At 69.2% G+C, this 14,193-nt stretch carries 15 protein-coding genes; 2 read left to right on the forward strand and 13 right to left on the reverse strand.

Annotation, left to right across the window (positions count from 1 at the left end):
• Positions 1-81 precede the first annotated feature (81 nt).
• The 10 genes from QDS12_RS02740 to QDS12_RS02785 form a co-directional block, all read right to left on the reverse strand.
• The gene (locus QDS12_RS02740; protein WP_279876697.1) at positions 82-1,740 is read right to left on the reverse strand and encodes an FAD-dependent oxidoreductase; all 1,659 of its coding nucleotides are present in this window, start codon (positions 1,738-1,740) and stop codon (positions 82-84) included.
• The gene (locus tag QDS12_RS02745) at positions 1,718-2,026 is read right to left on the reverse strand and encodes a UBP-type zinc finger domain-containing protein (RefSeq protein WP_347882173.1); all 309 of its coding nucleotides are present in this window, start codon (positions 2,024-2,026) and stop codon (positions 1,718-1,720) included. Before QDS12_RS02745 ends, QDS12_RS02740 begins: the two co-directional genes overlap by 23 nt.
• Entirely contained in the window at positions 1,993-2,442 is a 450-nt protein-coding gene (gene trxA, locus QDS12_RS02750; RefSeq protein ID WP_279876700.1) for a thioredoxin, read from the reverse strand. The genes QDS12_RS02745 and trxA overlap by 34 nt, the downstream gene beginning before the upstream one ends.
• Entirely contained in the window at positions 2,439-5,075 is a 2,637-nt protein-coding gene (gene clpB / locus QDS12_RS02755; protein ID WP_279876701.1) for an ATP-dependent chaperone ClpB, read from the reverse strand. The genes trxA and clpB overlap by 4 nt, the downstream gene beginning before the upstream one ends.
• Positions 5,066-5,386, reverse strand: coding sequence for a chaperone modulator CbpM (locus QDS12_RS02760; protein WP_279876703.1), 321 nt, complete (start codon positions 5,384-5,386; stop codon positions 5,066-5,068). Before QDS12_RS02760 ends, clpB begins: the two co-directional genes overlap by 10 nt.
• Positions 5,383-6,375, reverse strand: coding sequence for a DnaJ C-terminal domain-containing protein (locus tag QDS12_RS02765; protein ID WP_279876704.1), 993 nt, complete (start codon positions 6,373-6,375; stop codon positions 5,383-5,385). Before QDS12_RS02765 ends, QDS12_RS02760 begins: the two co-directional genes overlap by 4 nt.
• Positions 6,375-6,938 carry a nucleotide exchange factor GrpE gene (locus tag QDS12_RS02770; protein WP_279876705.1) on the reverse strand — a complete coding sequence of 188 codons (564 nt, stop codon included), beginning with the start codon at positions 6,936-6,938 and terminating at the stop codon, positions 6,375-6,377. Before QDS12_RS02770 ends, QDS12_RS02765 begins: the two co-directional genes overlap by 1 nt.
• Positions 6,939-6,943: 5 nt before the next feature.
• Positions 6,944-8,833 (reverse strand): molecular chaperone DnaK, encoded by a 1,890-nt coding sequence (dnaK, locus tag QDS12_RS02775; protein ID WP_279876706.1) that lies wholly within the window; start codon positions 8,831-8,833, stop codon positions 6,944-6,946.
• A gap of 110 nt (positions 8,834-8,943) precedes the next feature.
• Positions 8,944-9,243, reverse strand: coding sequence for an antibiotic biosynthesis monooxygenase (locus tag QDS12_RS02780; RefSeq protein ID WP_279876707.1), 300 nt, complete (start codon positions 9,241-9,243; stop codon positions 8,944-8,946).
• A gap of 152 nt (positions 9,244-9,395) precedes the next feature.
• Positions 9,396-10,271 (reverse strand): MEDS domain-containing protein, encoded by an 876-nt coding sequence (locus QDS12_RS02785; RefSeq protein WP_279876708.1) that lies wholly within the window; start codon positions 10,269-10,271, stop codon positions 9,396-9,398.
• A gap of 397 nt (positions 10,272-10,668) precedes the next feature.
• On the opposite strand from QDS12_RS02785, the gene QDS12_RS02790 reads away from it, so the two are divergent.
• Positions 10,669-11,133, forward strand: a complete 465-nt coding sequence (locus QDS12_RS02790) for a hypothetical protein (protein ID WP_279876709.1) — start codon at positions 10,669-10,671, stop codon at positions 11,131-11,133.
• 7 nt (positions 11,134-11,140) lie between these two features.
• Here the strand turns inward: QDS12_RS02790 and QDS12_RS02795 are convergent, their stop codons facing one another.
• A complete protein-coding gene (locus QDS12_RS02795; protein ID WP_279876710.1) occupies positions 11,141-11,752 on the reverse strand; it encodes a class F sortase in 612 nt (203 codons plus the stop codon).
• On the reverse strand, positions 11,752-12,765 hold the full coding sequence (locus QDS12_RS02800; protein WP_279876711.1) for a hypothetical protein: 1,014 nt from the start codon (positions 12,763-12,765) through the stop codon (positions 11,752-11,754). Before QDS12_RS02800 ends, QDS12_RS02795 begins: the two co-directional genes overlap by 1 nt.
• Positions 12,766-12,903: 138 nt before the next feature.
• Between QDS12_RS02800 and QDS12_RS02805 the strand changes: the two genes are divergently transcribed.
• Positions 12,904-13,152 (forward strand): hypothetical protein, encoded by a 249-nt coding sequence (locus tag QDS12_RS02805; RefSeq protein ID WP_279876712.1) that lies wholly within the window; start codon positions 12,904-12,906, stop codon positions 13,150-13,152.
• A gap of 461 nt (positions 13,153-13,613) precedes the next feature.
• Here the strand turns inward: QDS12_RS02805 and QDS12_RS02810 are convergent, their stop codons facing one another.
• A complete protein-coding gene (locus QDS12_RS02810; RefSeq protein WP_279876713.1) occupies positions 13,614-14,183 on the reverse strand; it encodes a dihydrofolate reductase family protein in 570 nt (189 codons plus the stop codon).
• Positions 14,184-14,193 lie beyond the last annotated feature (10 nt).

Below are 14,193 nucleotides of genomic sequence, written 5' to 3' on the forward strand. Positions count from 1 at the left end.
TGGGACGAGGATGCCGCGGTCGCGATAGACGTCGATGAGGGGGAGCGCCGTACGCCGACGTGGCTCGGCTGCGGCGCTCCTTCATCGTCGACCCGCTCTTTCGAGAAAGTCATGGACGAGGCGCACGGCCATGGCGCCCTCGCCGACGGCCGACGCCACGCGCTTGACCGAACCGCTCCGCACGTCTCCGACGGCGAACACTCCGGGCGTATCCGTCTCGAACAAGCTGCCACGCCGGCTGGTCACCCCTGTCAGGACGTATCCGTGCTCGTCCAGCTCGATCAGGTCCTCGAGCCAGGCCGTACGGGGCTTCGAGCCGATCAGCACGAACAGCGCCGAGCTGTCGAGGACGTGCGTCCGTCCGTTGCCGAGCTCCCGAAGGACGACAGACCTGATCGCCAGGTCTCCCTCGAGCCGGTGCACCTCACAGTCTCGCCACACGCGGATCCGCGGAGTTCTCTCGATCCGGTCGGCCAGGTAGCGGGACATGTCGCGCTGCAGATCGTGGTGGCGGATCACGAGGTGCACCGCCGACGACCGGCGAGAGAGGAACAAGGCCGCCTGGCCTGCGGAGTTCCCGCCCCCGACAACGGTCACGGGGTCGCCGCCGCACAGCTGTGCCTCGGACTCGGTCGCGGCGTAGAAGACGCTGCTGCCCTCGAAACGGTCGAGGCCGGGCACGTCCAGACGCCGGTACTGGACACCGGTCGCCAGGATCACAGCGTGCGCCGTGACGTCCTCCCCGCCGGACAGTCCGACGACGTGGTACCCCTCGGCCTCCCGGAGGGACAGTGCCTCACCGGGCACGGTGAAGGTGGCCCCGAACTTCCGTGCCTGGACGACCGCCCGGTCCGCCAGCTCAGCGCCGGAGATGCCCGCCGGGAAGCCGAGGTAGTTCTCGATCTGGGACGACGTCACGGCCTGCCCGCCGGTTGCGACCGCGTCGAGGACGAGGGACGAGAGTCCCTCGGACGCGCCGTACACGGCCGCGGCGAGCCCGGCGGGGCCGGCGCCGATGACGACCAGGTCGTAGGCCTCACGCGCGGGCGCGGCGCGTAACCCGATCAGCGTGGCGAGCTCGGTGTTGCTCGGGTTGCGTAGGACGTGCTCGCCCTTCCAGATCACCACCGGCGTCTCCTCCGGGGAGACGCCGAGCCTTCGGAGGAAGCCCTCCGCCTCCGAGTCCTCCTCCAGGTCGACCCACCGGTGCGGGATCCTGTTCCGACTCGCGAAGTCCCGGATCCGGCGGCTGTCGGAGGAGAACCGGGAACCGACGACCCGGAAGCCCGCGCCGGTGCCCGCGTGCAGGCTGCGACGCACGATGAAGGCGCGCAGGATCAGGTCGCCGAGTGCGGGATCCTCGACGACCGCCTCCTGGAGTCGCTCCACGGGGACAGCGAGCGCCTCGACGTCCTGCTCGGCGGTGGCCGTCACGTAGAGGGTCTGTCCGGTGAGCAGCGAGAGGTCGCCGAGGAAGCGGCCGGGACCGTGCACCGCCACGAGCTGCGAGTCACCGTCGGTCTGCTGCCAGACCGAGACCATGCCGTCCAGGATCACGAAGAAGTCGCAGTCCCGGTCTCCTTCGCGGAAGAGCGCGGCCCCCTTCGGCAACCGTCGCCGGGTGCCGAACCGGGACAGCAACGTGATCTGCGCGTCGGTGAGGCGGGGGTACGCGCCGCTTGCGTCGGGCGTCTCGGGTAGGTCCACGAGCTCGAGCTCAGACGAACTGCTCGTCGGCATAACACCATCTCCAGCTCTCCCCGGGCTCGATCGATCGCACGATGAAGTGGCCCGTCGTGGCGTGCGCGCGCGCGTGTCGCATCGGTGAGGAGTCGCAGCAGCCGACCTGGCCACAGGTCAGGCACTGACGCAGGTGTACCCATGGAGTGCCGAGCTGCACGCACTCCGCGCACACGCGCCGCGCGGGTGGCGGCACGGGCCGGACGATCTCGAGGTGTGGGTCGGCGCCGACACGCGTCGGTTCGGTAGTCATCACGCCCCCGCCGGCAGCTTGGACTCGAGCCATGAGCGCAGCCGGTTCTCCGGAAGCGCGCCGATCTGCTTGTCGACCACCTCGCCGTGGTCGAGGAGGACCAGCGTCGGGATCGACTGGACCTCGAACCGCCGACTCACCGTCGGATTGTCGTCCGCGTTGACCTTGACCAGCTTGAGGTGGCCGGCCAGCTCACCGGCCAGCTTCTCCAAGGCAGGGCTCACCATCCGGCAGGGGCCGCACCACGGAGCCCACACGTCGACCAGCACAGGCAAGCTCGACTCGTCCACGACGGCGTGGAACTCGGCATCGGTCGCATCCACCACCCAGCGCAGCGGTGTGCCGCACTTCCCGCAGCGTGGCGTGCCCTCGGCAACCGCCGGGACGCGGTTCTTGGCTCCGCAGTTGCGGCACTCGACCGTTGTCGCCTTCTGGGTGGCCGCGGTCATGCGACGGCCCTGCCTTCTGACGGGTTGCCAGCCGCAGTGATCGTGATCTTCCCGTCGACGACGTCGACCGAGATGGTGCCACCATCAGCCACGTCGCCACGCAGCAGCGTCCGGCCGACCTGGGTCTCCACCTCGCGGGAGATATACCGACGCAGCGGGCGGGCGCCGTAGGCCGGCTCGAAGCCCTGGTCGGCGATGAAGCGACGCGCCGCAGCCGTGACGTCGAGGGTGATCCGCATGTCGGCCAGCCGCTCGTGCAGCTCCTCGAGCTGCAGGTCGACGATGCGCTCGATCTCGGCGAGCGTCAGCGGCTTGAACATCACGATCTCGTCGACCCGGTTGAGGAACTCCGGGCGGAAGTGCGACTGCAGGGTGCGCATCACCATCGAGCGCGCGTCGTCCTTGACCTCGCCGCCCGCGGTGACCCCCTCGAGCAAGTACTCCGAGCCGATGTTGGAGGTCATGATCAGCACGGTGTTGCGGAAGTCGACGGTGCGGCCGTGTGAGTCGGTCAAGCGGCCGTCGTCGAGCACTTGGAGCAGCGTGTTGAAGACGTCGACGTGGGCCTTCTCGATCTCGTCGAGCAGGACCACCGAGTAGGGCTTGCGGCGCACGGCCTCGGTGAGCTGACCGCCCTCCTCGTAGCCGACGTAGCCGGGCGGTGCCCCGACGAGCCGGCTGACGGTGTGCCGCTCCTGGTACTCGCTCATGTCGATCCGGATCATGTTCTCCGCGGTGTCGAACAGGGCGGCGGCCAGCGTCTTGGCCAGCTCCGTCTTACCGACACCAGTGGGGCCCAGGAAGATGAACGATCCGATCGGCCGCCGCGGGTTCTTGATGCCCGAGCGGGCGCGGACGACGGCGTCGGCCACCAGCTGCACCGCCTCGTCCTGGCCGATGACACGTTCGTGGAGCACCTCGTCGAGGCGGAGCAGCTTGTCGCGCTCCCCTTCCTGCAGGCGCGTGACCGGGATGCCGGTCCAGCGCGACACGATGTCGGCGATCTCGTCGGCGGTCACGACCTCGCGCAGCAGCCGGCGGCCGCCCTGCTTGCCGGCGAGCCGGGACTCGGCGGCCTCGAGTCGCCGTTGGATCTCCGGCAGCCTGCCGTGTCGAAGGGACGCAGCTCGGTTGAGGTCGTACTCGCGCTCGGCCCGCTCGCTCTCCAGCCGTACCTGCTCCAGCTCCTCGCGTAGCGACTGCACCTCGCGCAGCGCCGACCGTTCGGCCTCCCACTGCGCGCGCAGGGCATCGGCCTCGGCCCGCGCGTCGGCGAGCTCCTTGCGCAGCTCCTCGAGGCGGGCCCTGCTGGCGGCGTCCTCTTCCTGCGAGAGTGCCGCCTCCTCGATCTCCATCCGGGTCACGCGCCTGGTGAGCTCGTCGAGCTCGGCCGGCATCGAGTCGATCTCGGTGCGCAGCATCGCGCAGGCCTCGTCGACGAGGTCGATGGCCTTGTCGGGCAGGAAGCGGTCGGAGATGTAGCGATGGCTCAGCGTCACCGCCGCCACCAGGGCGCCGTCGTGGATCTTCACGCCGTGGAAGACCTCGAGTCGCTCGCGCAGCCCACGCAAGATCGAGAGCGCATCCTCTTCGTCGGGCTCGTCGACCAGGACCGGCTGGAACCGACGCTCGAGGGCTGCGTCCTTCTCGATGTGCGTGCGGTACTCGTCGAGGGTGGTCGCGCCGATCATGTGCAGCTCGCCGCGGGCGAGCAGAGGCTTGAGCATGTTGCCGGCGTCCATCGCACCCTCGGCGGCGCCAGCGCCGACGACGGTGTGCAGCTCGTCGACGAAGAGCAGGATGCGGCCCTCAGCGCTCTGAACCTCGTTGAGCACGGCCTTCAGCCGCTCCTCGAACTCGCCGCGGTACTTCGCTCCGGCGATGAGGGCACCCATGTCCAGAGCGAACACGGTCTTGTCCCGCAGGCCATCGGGCACATCGCCATCGGCGATCCGCTGGGCCAGTCCCTCGACGATCGCCGTCTTGCCGACCCCGGGCTCGCCGATCAGGACTGGGTTGTTCTTGCTCTTGCGCGACAGGATCTGGATGGTCCGGCGGATCTCCGAGTCCCGGCCGATGACCGGCTCCAGCTTGTCGGCGGCGGCTGCCGCGACGAGGTCGCGGCCGTACTTGTCCAGCGCCTCGTAGGTCCCTTCGGGCGTCGCCGACGTCACCCGCTGGTGGCCGCGTACCGCGGTCAGTGCGGCGAGAAAGGTGTCGCGGGTCAGCCCCTGAGCGTTGAGGAGCCGCCCGGCCGCCGAGCCCGAGCCCTCCTCCACCAGGGCGATCACGAGGTGCTCGACCGAGACGTACTCGTCCTTGAGCCTGCGGGCCTCGCGATCGGCCGTGTCGAGCAGCCGCGAGAGCCGCTGGGTGATCTGCACCTGCCCGGGCGTCACTCCCGGGCCGCTGACCCGCGGGCGGCGGCCGAGCTCGGCTTCGAGCTCTCCGCGCAGCCGGTCCGGATCGGCGCCCGCCCGCGCGAGCAGTGGCGCGACCAAGCCCTCGGGCTGATCGAGCAGGGCGAGGAGCAGGTGCTCCCCGTCCACCTCCACGTGGCCGAAGCGCAGGGCCTTGGTCTGGGCGTCGTGCAGAGCCTCCTGCGACTTCTGGGTCAGTCTGTTCATGTCCATGGAGCACCTCCTCGTCGTGGCATACGCCGTTGTGCCCTCTCCAGCTCCGCGATCCTGTCGAGCAGCTCGACGACCAGCCCGATGGCGCAGTAGCTGAGGTTGAGGCTCATCCGCAGTCGCTGGATCCTGGCCATCTCCCTCACCTGGGAGGGGTCGAACCACAAGCGGCCCTGCGCGTCGCGGGCGACGTCCAGCAACCCCAAGGCGACCAGACGGCGTACGAAGTCGGGATGTACGCCGGCGACCTGTGCATAGCTGTCGAGGCTCAGCCGGTAGGGCCGAGCGAGGGCGAAATGGGTGACGACGGTCATCGTCGGCTCCTCGCGTCGAAGCCGGACACCTTCGCGAGCTCCTCGAAGAGCCGCTGCTCCTCGTCGGTGAGGGTCCCGGGCATGCGGACCTGCAGCTCGGCATAGAAGTCCCCCGGCTTGCCGCGTCTGTTGGGAAGCCCACGACCCTTGAGCCGCAACCGGCGGTGGCTGGACGAGCCTGCCGGAACCTTCACGGTGGCGGCCCCTCCGGGAGTGTCGACGGACACAGACGCGCCCAGGGCGGCCTCCCAGGGAGCGATCGGCAGGAGTGCGTGCAGATCGCGCCCCTCGACCCGGTAGCGCGGGTCGTCGGCGATCCGGACCACCAGGAAGAGGTCCCCGGCCGCCGCCGAGCCGCTGCCGGGGCCGCCCTGACCACGCAGTCGGATCCGCTGACCGTCGACCACGCCCGCCGGAATGGTGACGTCGAGCGCGCGGGGTCCGTCGGGGCCGCTGACCGTGAAGCTGCGCTCGGTGCCGTGGTAGGCCTCCTCGACCGAGACCTCCACCTCGGCCTCGTGGTCAGAGCCCGGGACCGGTCCCGGTCCCCAGCCGCGCCGGTCCCGACCGCCCCGTCCCCGGCTGCCGAAGATCCCCCCGAGCAGGTCCTCGATGTCGACGTCGTCACCGAAGTCGCGGGCACCGAAGTCACCGGCACCGAAACCGCCCGACGGGCCGGCCCCCGACGACCAGCGGCCGCGCGCTCCTGCCCCGGCTTCGGCGTACGTCCGGGCCTGGCGCCAGGCGGCCGGATCCGTGTCGGGAGGGACGCGCCGGAAGTCCTCGCCGAAGGCGTCGTAGCGGCGACGCAGCTCGGGATCCGACAGCACGTCATAGGCCTCGGCGATGTCCTTGAACCGCTCCTCGGCATCGGAGTGCTTGTTGACGTCGGGGTGGTGCTGGCGCGCCAGCCTGCGGTAGGCACGTTGGATGTCGGCGGGCTCGGCATCGCGGGAGACCCCGAGGACCTGGTAGAAGTCTTGGGCCATCAGGATGCCCTGGTGGCCACCACGACCGCGGCCGGGCGCAGGAGCTTGTCATCGGGCCCGTATCCGGGACGCACGACCTGAGCCACCGTGCCGGGCGTCAGCCCTTCACCGGACATGGTGCTGACCGCCTCGTGCACGGCCGGGTCGAAGGCCCGGCCCTGGTCGTCGCGACGCGGGTAGCCGAGGTCGGCCAGGACGCCGACCGCCTGCGCCAGCACGGCACGGACACCCTCGACCACGGACTCCGGGTCGGACGACGCGTGCTCGAGCGCCCGCTCCAGATTGTCCAGGACGGGCAGCCACCTGGTTGCCACGGTCGCCCGCTCCTGCTCGCGGCTGCGGACCACGTCGCGCGCGCAACGCTTGCGGAAGTTGTCCAGCTCGGCGGCCGTTCGCCGCCACGCATCCTCCAGCTCCGCGATCTGGCGCGCCTGGCCGCCGCGCTCGGCCGCGTCGTCGACGTGCTCCGGGGCTTCGTTCGCCGGAGTCTCGTGTGCTGGGGCCTCGTCGCTTGCTGTCCCGTTCGTCGCGGCCTCGGTCGTCGGTGCCTCGTGGTCGGACATGGCCGTCAGTGCGCGGTGAACTCGGCGTCGATGACGTCGTCATCGCTGTCAGACGTCTCGTCGGAGGCGCTCGCCGACCCAGTCGACGATCCGTCGCCGGTCCGGGACGCTGTGCTCAAGACCTGGCTCATCTGGTGGAGCTCCCCGGTGAGAGCGCGGAGGCGGTCGACGGATTCGTCGCCGTCCATGGCTTGCCTGGCCTCCTCGACCAGCATCTCGGCACGAGCGCGGTCGTGCTCAGGCACGGCCGCACCGGCCTCATCGAGGGCCTTGCGCACCTGATAGGCCACGGAGTCGAGCTCGTTGCGGGCATCGACCCGCTCGCGCAGGGCGGCGTCCTCGCCGCGGTGGGTCTCGGCGTCCTTGACCATCCGGTCGACCTCGTCCTGGCTGAGCGTGGAGGTCTCGCTGATGGTCACCTGCTGCTCGGCACCGGTGTCCTTGTCGCGCGCGGAGACGTGCAGGATGCCGTTGGCGTCGATGTCGAAGGTCACCTCGATCTGGGGCACGCCGCGGGGCGCGGGGCGGATGTTCTCCAGCCGGAACCGAGCTAGCACGCGGTTGTCGGCCGCTCTCTCACGCTCGCCCTGGAGGACGACGACGTCGACCGCGGACTGGTTGTCCTCCGCGGTGCTGAAGATCTCGGTGCGCCGCGCCGGGATGGTGGTGTTGCGCTCGATGACCTTGGTCATCACCCCGCCCATCGTCTCCAGCCCCAGCGAGAGCGGGGTGACGTCGAGGAGCAGCACGTCCTTGACATCGCCCTTGATGATCGCCGCCTGGACAGCTGCACCGATGGCCACGACCTCGTCCGGGTTGACGGTCATGTTGGGGTCCTTGCCACCGGTCAGGCGACGTACCAACGCCTGCACGGCCGGGATCCGCGTCGAGCCGCCGACGAGGATGACCTCGTCGATGTCGTCGGCGGTGACCTTGGCGTCCTCCATGGCCAGCTTGACCGGGCCCAGGCAGCGGTCGATGAGGTCGGCAGTGATCTGCTCGAAGGTGGACCTCATCAGGTTGACGTTGAGGTGCTTGGGCCCGGAGGCGTCGGCCGTGACGAAGGGGAGGTTGACAGCCGTCTGGGTGACCGCTGACAGCTCCACCTTGGCCTTCTCGGCGGCCTCGAACAGGCGCTGGAGAGCTTGAGGGTCGTCGCGAAGGTCGATGCCGTTGGACTTCTTGAAGTCGTCGGCCAGGTAGTCGACGATGCGTCGATCGAAGTCGTCGCCGCCGAGATGCGTGTCGCCGGCCGTCGATCGGACCTCGACCACGCCGTCTCCGACAGTGAGGATGCTGACGTCGAACGTGCCGCCGCCGAGGTCGAAGACCAGCACGGTCTCGTTCTCGAGCTTGTCCATCCCGTACGCGAGCGCGGCAGCTGTCGGCTCGTTGATGATCCGGAGGACCTCGAGCCCGGCGATCTTGCCGGCGTCCTTCGTGGCCTGCCGCTGAGCGTCGTTGAAGTGTGCCGGGACAGTGATGACCGCCTCCGTGACCCGCTCGCCGAGGAACTTCCCGGCGTCGTCGACCAGCTTGCGGAGGACCTGCGCCGAGATCTCCTCGGGGGCATACTGCTTGCCGTTGACCTCGAAGCGCGCCGCGCCGTCGGGGCCGGGGACGACGTCGAAGGAGACCGTGGTCATCTCACTGCTGACCTCGTCGTACTTGTGGCCGATGAAGCGCTTCGCCGAGTAGATCGTCCCCTTCGGGTTCAGGATCGCCTGGCGTCGAGCCATCTGGCCGACCAGTCGCTCTCCGTTCTCCAAGAAGGCGACCACGGACGGCGTCGTCCGGTTGCCCTCCGCGTTCGGGATGACCTGCGGTTGGCCACCCTCCATCGCCGCGATCACCGAGTTCGTCGTTCCCAGGTCGATGCCGACTGCCCTGCCCATGACCACTCCATTCGCCGGAAGCTCGTGTCAGGGCCACCCTTCTCGCGGGACCGGTCACCTGCATCCCGTGAACGGGTGCTCTCGACCGGCTGGTCACCACCGGCTCGGGTCTACACCGGGACCTTGTCGGCGAGGATGTCGATCTTCTCGATGTGCGGCTCGGCGAAGAGGACGCCGGTGTTGGGTCCGAGCGCTTGGCCCACGCCGCCGGCGAGATGGGCATCTCGGGCTTGCTCGTCGGGGAACACGTCGTACACGCCGAAGGTCGACGGGCCGAACCGGATCGCGAACCACGCGATGGTGCCTGGCTCCTCCATAACGATCGAGCGCGCTCGGGTGAGGAAGTCGGCGAGCTCTTCCTCCTTGCCAGGCAGTGCCTCGAGACGTACGAGGAGGGCTTTGGTCAGCATGGGCCGGACTCCTTCGTTGCGGACGCGCCACTGCGGCCCGGTGGCCGCGCGTGGCCGACACCCGCGCACTTGTCTGCCGCCATGCTTCTCAGGCGCGCCCATCGGTCGCATCCCGTGAACGGGTGCTTCTTGCCGGGCGGCGTCGCGCCTGACTACTCGATCGGGAGGCGATGCCGCAGCGCGAGCACGGTCAACTCGACCCGAGAGTGGACGCCGAGCTTGAGGTAGATGTGCTTGAGGTGGGCGTCCACGGTGTGTCGGGAGACGGAGAGCTCCTCGCCGACCCTCCGGTTCGTGACCCCCTGAGAGACGCAGGAGACGATCCGCAGCTCGGCGTCGGTGAGCGACGCCCACCCGTGGTCTGTCCCGTCATCGCGATCCCCGGCTACCCAGACCAAGGGATACGCGGTCACCGCGGCAGCTCGGGCAGCCGGCGCGTACTCCGCGGGCTGCAGGTAATGGGGGTTTTCGATGACCGTGCCGTCCAGCAGGACCTTGGGGTGCGTGCGGAGGACTTCGACGAGCATCTCGGCCCCGAACTTCTTCAGGTCGTACAGGCACATGAGGATGGCGGGCTCGTGCTCGACGACGTGGTTGAGGGACGACTCGTAGACGAACAGATCGTCCCAGCCCGGGGCGCCCGACAGCACCCACGACATCTCGCCGGCGGCCCTGAGCAGGTAGAAGTCGTCTGCGAGCGCCGCGTCCACCCTCTCGGAGAGGAAGCTCACCATGTCGTCGACGCTGAAGGCCCCCGAGCGCAGGTAGGCGTCCGATGATCGTTCGACGTCGAGCTGTGCCGACCGTCGCGAGTAGTCCGGACCGGGCTGTCCGACGGCCCGATCGCGGACCAGCGCGGGCTCGACATCGTCGATCAGGCACAGACACTTGTCGCCTTGCCGCAACCCCTCGTCGAGGAACGGGTACAACAGCCGGTCCCGCTCGACTGGGCCCGAGTAGAGCGCGCAGAAGTGCGTTCCAGGACTAACTCCACCGATCCCCGGGATCCCGAGGCTCAGACTGTTCATGGGGGCAACCGATCACCGAGTCCGAGTGACTACGCAAACCTACACGCACGTCGTACGCGTCACCCGATGTCGGTTCGGTGCGCGAACGCCCTGCGGGGCAGCCGCGCCGAACGTGCCGGATGGCAGGGAGCACAGGGATGGCGCCGATCGGCAGCAGCTGGCCAACGGTGTGGTGCCGTGCCGCGAGGGCGTGGACGTCGCGCGCTCGAGACCGGGCTCACGTCCTCGGAGATGATCCTCCGGATACTGATATTGCAGGGGTTGACGTCGACCCCATCGCTAGCCTCTCCTGTGCCGTCTCGACGCTCGAGGTGGCGCCGCGCAGCGGGTGCGGCTGCGGCCTGGAGGGATCGGTGAAGGTAGTGAATGGTCTGCTAGGGCGATCCCGGCACCCCAGATGACCACGTACCGGGTCTGGGTCTTCGATTCCGCGGAGGATGGCCCCGCCGTGCTCGATGCCCTGAGCTCCAACCCTTCGCGCTCGGATGGGCTCACGGGTGGGTCGTCGCTCGTCGCCCTGAGCTGGGGACCGGACGAGGTCAGGCCGCGAATCGAAGCGATCGGTGCACCGTCCGATCTCAATCGTCCTGATGGTCTTGCCCGCCGAGCCGGCCTGTTCGACGTGATTTTCCTCGAACCGTTGCGGCGTGCGAGCCGCGGCGAAGCGCCCGACGACGCCGACAACCCAGCGAGCCGCTTCGGGCTCAGTCAAGGCGACGTCAGCCGTCTTCGCGACGCAGTGACTCCTGGACGCTCCGCCATAGTGACCACCGACGCGGAGATGAGAGGTGCGATCGAGGAGACGCTGACGGGTCGGCGACCTGTCGCGCAGTGGACGATCGAGCCCGGGCCGGGCGCGTGAGCAGCTGTCAGCTGCTTCGGACCGCAGTCGTATCGCTTCGTGGTTTCGCGATGACGACCACGTTGTCGGCGTAGTGGCCGGTGCTCGGGTCGTATCCCTCGCAGGTGACGACGACCAGCTTGGAGGCTCCGTCCTGGGCGAACAGGTGGGTCGCTCGGTGGGCGAGCTTGGCCTTGCTGATGACGCTGACCGAGGTCACGTCGTAGTCGATCCCGGAGACTTGAGCCGTCGACCCGACGGGGGTGAGCTCCAGGTCGTCGAGCTCGCCACCCCCGGTGTGAACCGTGTGGCCGGTCAGGAGGGTCGTCCCGGTCCTTGCTCCGGCAGGCTTGCCCCACCATCCGAGGACGGAGGGGTCGGCGGGTGGGATGAGCTCGCTGCCCGACAAGCGGATCGGCACGACCGGCGCATCGAACTTCCACATGCTCAAGGTCGCCGGCCGCACCGGCCGCACCGGCCGCACCGGGCGCGGCCTGGGTGCCCGAGTCTGGCCAGCGGTGGTCGACGCGGCGATGGACGGCTCCCGCTCCACCCGGTGTGCGGCCGGAGAGCTGGCTGCACAGCCGGTCGCCGCGAACGCGGTCAGGGCCAGGATCGGGAGGACCAGGAGCCGCTTCATCACAGACCTGCGTCGATCAAGGTGGGGACCGTGGTGGTGGGCTGCCGGTGGTGCGCCGCAGCTGTGCCGCGCGGAGCCGGCAGGGCGCTCGGGGCCGCGACGGTCTCGGCGGCGACCGCTTGCTCCAGCGAGTGGTGGCCGCTGCTGCCTGTGTTCTCGGCGCCATCGTCGCCGACAGTCCCGCTGCCGTTGTCCTGAGCGGTCGAGTCGCCGTCACCTGGCGTGGTCGTGCCATTGTCGTCTGAGGCGCCGGCGGCGCCCGTGCGGTCGTCGTCGCAGCTGCCGGGCGTGCCGGGCTTGGTCTCGCGGACCTGCAGAGTCCATCGGTACGTCGTCACCGCCGGGGTGCCGGGGACGAGCTCACGCTGCCAGATCTCCCAGGTCCAGTCGTCGTGGCTGACCGCAGGCACCGCTGGAGCGGACGTCTCGCGGTAGAACCAGCTGCCGTTGCCGTTGCCGCCCTGGAAGACGCCCGCGTTGTCCTGCTCCGGACCGCCGTTGGTCTTCATGTCGCTCCACTTGCCTCGCGCGTCGTGCGGGTAGCTCGGCGGGCCGTCGAAGGTCGTCGGACTGGTCGGGCTGAACTCCGCCCAGCCACCCGGGATCGCGTCCTGAGCGGGCGTGTCGATGACAGTGCTGTTCTGCAGGTCACGCATCTGCTCTGTGTCGCTCCCCATGGAGGCCGGCTTGGCGCCGCCCCTCTGGGTGTGCACGTCGACCAGGTGCCAGTTTGTGTAGGTGTCCGGTGTCCCGGGCGAGGTGTGGCTGATCCGGTTCACCCATTGCTGGGTGTTGTCGATCGAGCTCGGGTCGCTGTCGTCGTCGGCGTCTTCGGGCGCTGCCGCGTCGGTCGACCAAGCCGACTGACCGTCGTCAAACCAGGTGCCAAGCACCGGGGCGGTGCCGTTCGAGGGGACGCACGTGTCGTGCCCGTCGGAGGCGTGAGCGACGGAAGCGCTCCCGCCGGCGATGATCGTCGAGATCGCCAGAACGGCGACCAGCTTGTTCCTCATGTCGCTGACTTCTCCTGTCGGGTGGGGCGGCCGCTCCGCCGCTTCTCACCTCTAAGACGCCTCTATAAGGCGTCTATGACGGAGATATGTAGGATTTAATTGGGACCACTGGGGCGGCCTGCTGCTAGCGTCCGGTACATGGCTCGCCCCTACGCGGATCCGGTGGAGATCATCACCGAACCGATCCCGGCACAGTCCCCGTTCATCCCGGTGGAGGCCAAGATCGTGGTGGGTGCGGTCGCCCCCGCGTCTCCTGACCCGATCCCGATCGTGCTGCTTCCCGGATTCGAGTACCGGCTGCGTGAGTGGCGGCATCCGAGCACTCACGAGATCCATTGGCGGCTCGAGCGGAGGCGGGCGGCCCAATACGACGAGGGCGGGGACTGATCCGACGCCCGTCGCCCCGAGAGTCAGGCTGGGTGACGGTTCCTCCGGCGGGCAGCAAGGCCTACGCCATGTCCGCAGGTCTGCTTCGCCGTATCTCTGCTCCAGATCGCCACCGGTCGCAAAGCCGGCTGGAACTACGTGCCGAGATCAGCCACGAACGGGCTCACCCCCCGTGGCGTGGGCGCGTATCCGATCACGAGCCTGGGCACATCGCGAGCGAAGCCCGCGACCTCGCATGAGCCAGAAGCTGATCATCGGCTGGGTCGCAGTCGCGGGAGTGCCCGCACGCTAGTCGCGCGCCGGCGGAGGTGATCGACAGCGACCACTTCCGACCCACGCTCGCAAACGTGTCTCCGCAGGTCAGCCCCGTGATGTCAACGGTGGCCATCAACCGTTGCTGAGCGTGACGCGCTTCCCCTGGTCCTACTGATCCGAGCCTGCCGGCGAGGTCCGGCCCGTCGTCAGACCGGTCCTCGCAAGGGCCGGTAGCGCAGGGCGAACGCGCCCGACCGGAACTCGTGGCGGTCCACGAGCTCGAGCTGGATGCGCTCACGCAGACCGGCGAGCAACGTCGGGCCGTGTCCGGCCAGGACCGGCTGCACGAGGAACACGTACTCGTCGATCAGCCCCAGGTCTGCCAGCGCCAGGGGGAGCGTCACGCCACCCACGAACAGGCCCTCACCCGGCTCCTGCTTGAGCCGCCGAACCGCTTGCCCCAGCTCGCCTCGCAGCAGCTCGGCCTGCCAATCGGGCCCGCTCAGCGTGCTCGACACGACGTACTTCTTCGTCCGGTCGATGGCCTCGGCGAACGGGATCTGCCACTCATCCATCCAGTCGGGCCACGTGCCCGTGGCCGGCTTCCGCCACGCCGACTCCATCATCCCGTAGGTCACCCGGCCGAACAGCAGGGCATCGGCCCGCTCCATCTCAGCGGTCCAGTGGCGCATCGACTCCTCGTCGGGTGGGAGCCCTGCCTCGTGGTGGCAGCAACCGTCGAGCGTGACGTTGATCGAGTATCGAAGTGGTCTCATCTCGTTGCTC

The organism is Nocardioides sp. CER19, from assembly GCF_029846275.1.
Classification (GTDB): Bacteria; Actinomycetota; Actinomycetes; order Propionibacteriales; family Nocardioidaceae; genus Nocardioides.

Bases quoted from the DNA above. Each gene is read 5' to 3' on its own strand.
- QDS12_RS02800 (WP_279876711.1), bottom strand. From the start codon at position 12,765: ATGAGGAACAAGCTGGTCGCCGTTCTGGCGATCTCGACGATCATCGCC.
- clpB (WP_279876701.1), bottom strand. From the start codon at position 5,075: ATGGACATGAACAGACTGACCCAGAAGTCGCAGGAGGCTCTGCACGAC.
- dnaK (WP_279876706.1), bottom strand. From the start codon at position 8,833: ATGGGCAGGGCAGTCGGCATCGACCTGGGAACGACGAACTCGGTGATC.
- QDS12_RS02780 (WP_279876707.1), bottom strand. From the start codon at position 9,243: ATGCTGACCAAAGCCCTCCTCGTACGTCTCGAGGCACTGCCTGGCAAG.
- QDS12_RS02790 (WP_279876709.1), top strand. From the start codon at position 10,669: ATGACCACGTACCGGGTCTGGGTCTTCGATTCCGCGGAGGATGGCCCC.
- QDS12_RS02740 (WP_279876697.1), bottom strand. From the start codon at position 1,740: ATGCCGACGAGCAGTTCGTCTGAGCTCGAGCTCGTGGACCTACCCGAG.
- QDS12_RS02770 (WP_279876705.1), bottom strand. From the start codon at position 6,938: ATGTCCGACCACGAGGCACCGACGACCGAGGCCGCGACGAACGGGACA.
- QDS12_RS02810 (WP_279876713.1), bottom strand. From the start codon at position 14,183: ATGAGACCACTTCGATACTCGATCAACGTCACGCTCGACGGTTGCTGC.
- QDS12_RS02760 (WP_279876703.1), bottom strand. From the start codon at position 5,386: ATGACCGTCGTCACCCATTTCGCCCTCGCTCGGCCCTACCGGCTGAGC.
- QDS12_RS02785 (WP_279876708.1), bottom strand. From the start codon at position 10,271: ATGAACAGTCTGAGCCTCGGGATCCCGGGGATCGGTGGAGTTAGTCCT.
- QDS12_RS02795 (WP_279876710.1), bottom strand. From the start codon at position 11,752: ATGAAGCGGCTCCTGGTCCTCCCGATCCTGGCCCTGACCGCGTTCGCG.
- QDS12_RS02805 (WP_279876712.1), top strand. From the start codon at position 12,904: ATGGCTCGCCCCTACGCGGATCCGGTGGAGATCATCACCGAACCGATC.
- trxA (WP_279876700.1), bottom strand. From the start codon at position 2,442: ATGACCGCGGCCACCCAGAAGGCGACAACGGTCGAGTGCCGCAACTGC.
- QDS12_RS02765 (WP_279876704.1), bottom strand. From the start codon at position 6,375: ATGGCCCAAGACTTCTACCAGGTCCTCGGGGTCTCCCGCGATGCCGAG.
- QDS12_RS02745 (WP_347882173.1), bottom strand. From the start codon at position 2,026: ATGGCTCGAGTCCAAGCTGCCGGCGGGGGCGTGATGACTACCGAACCG.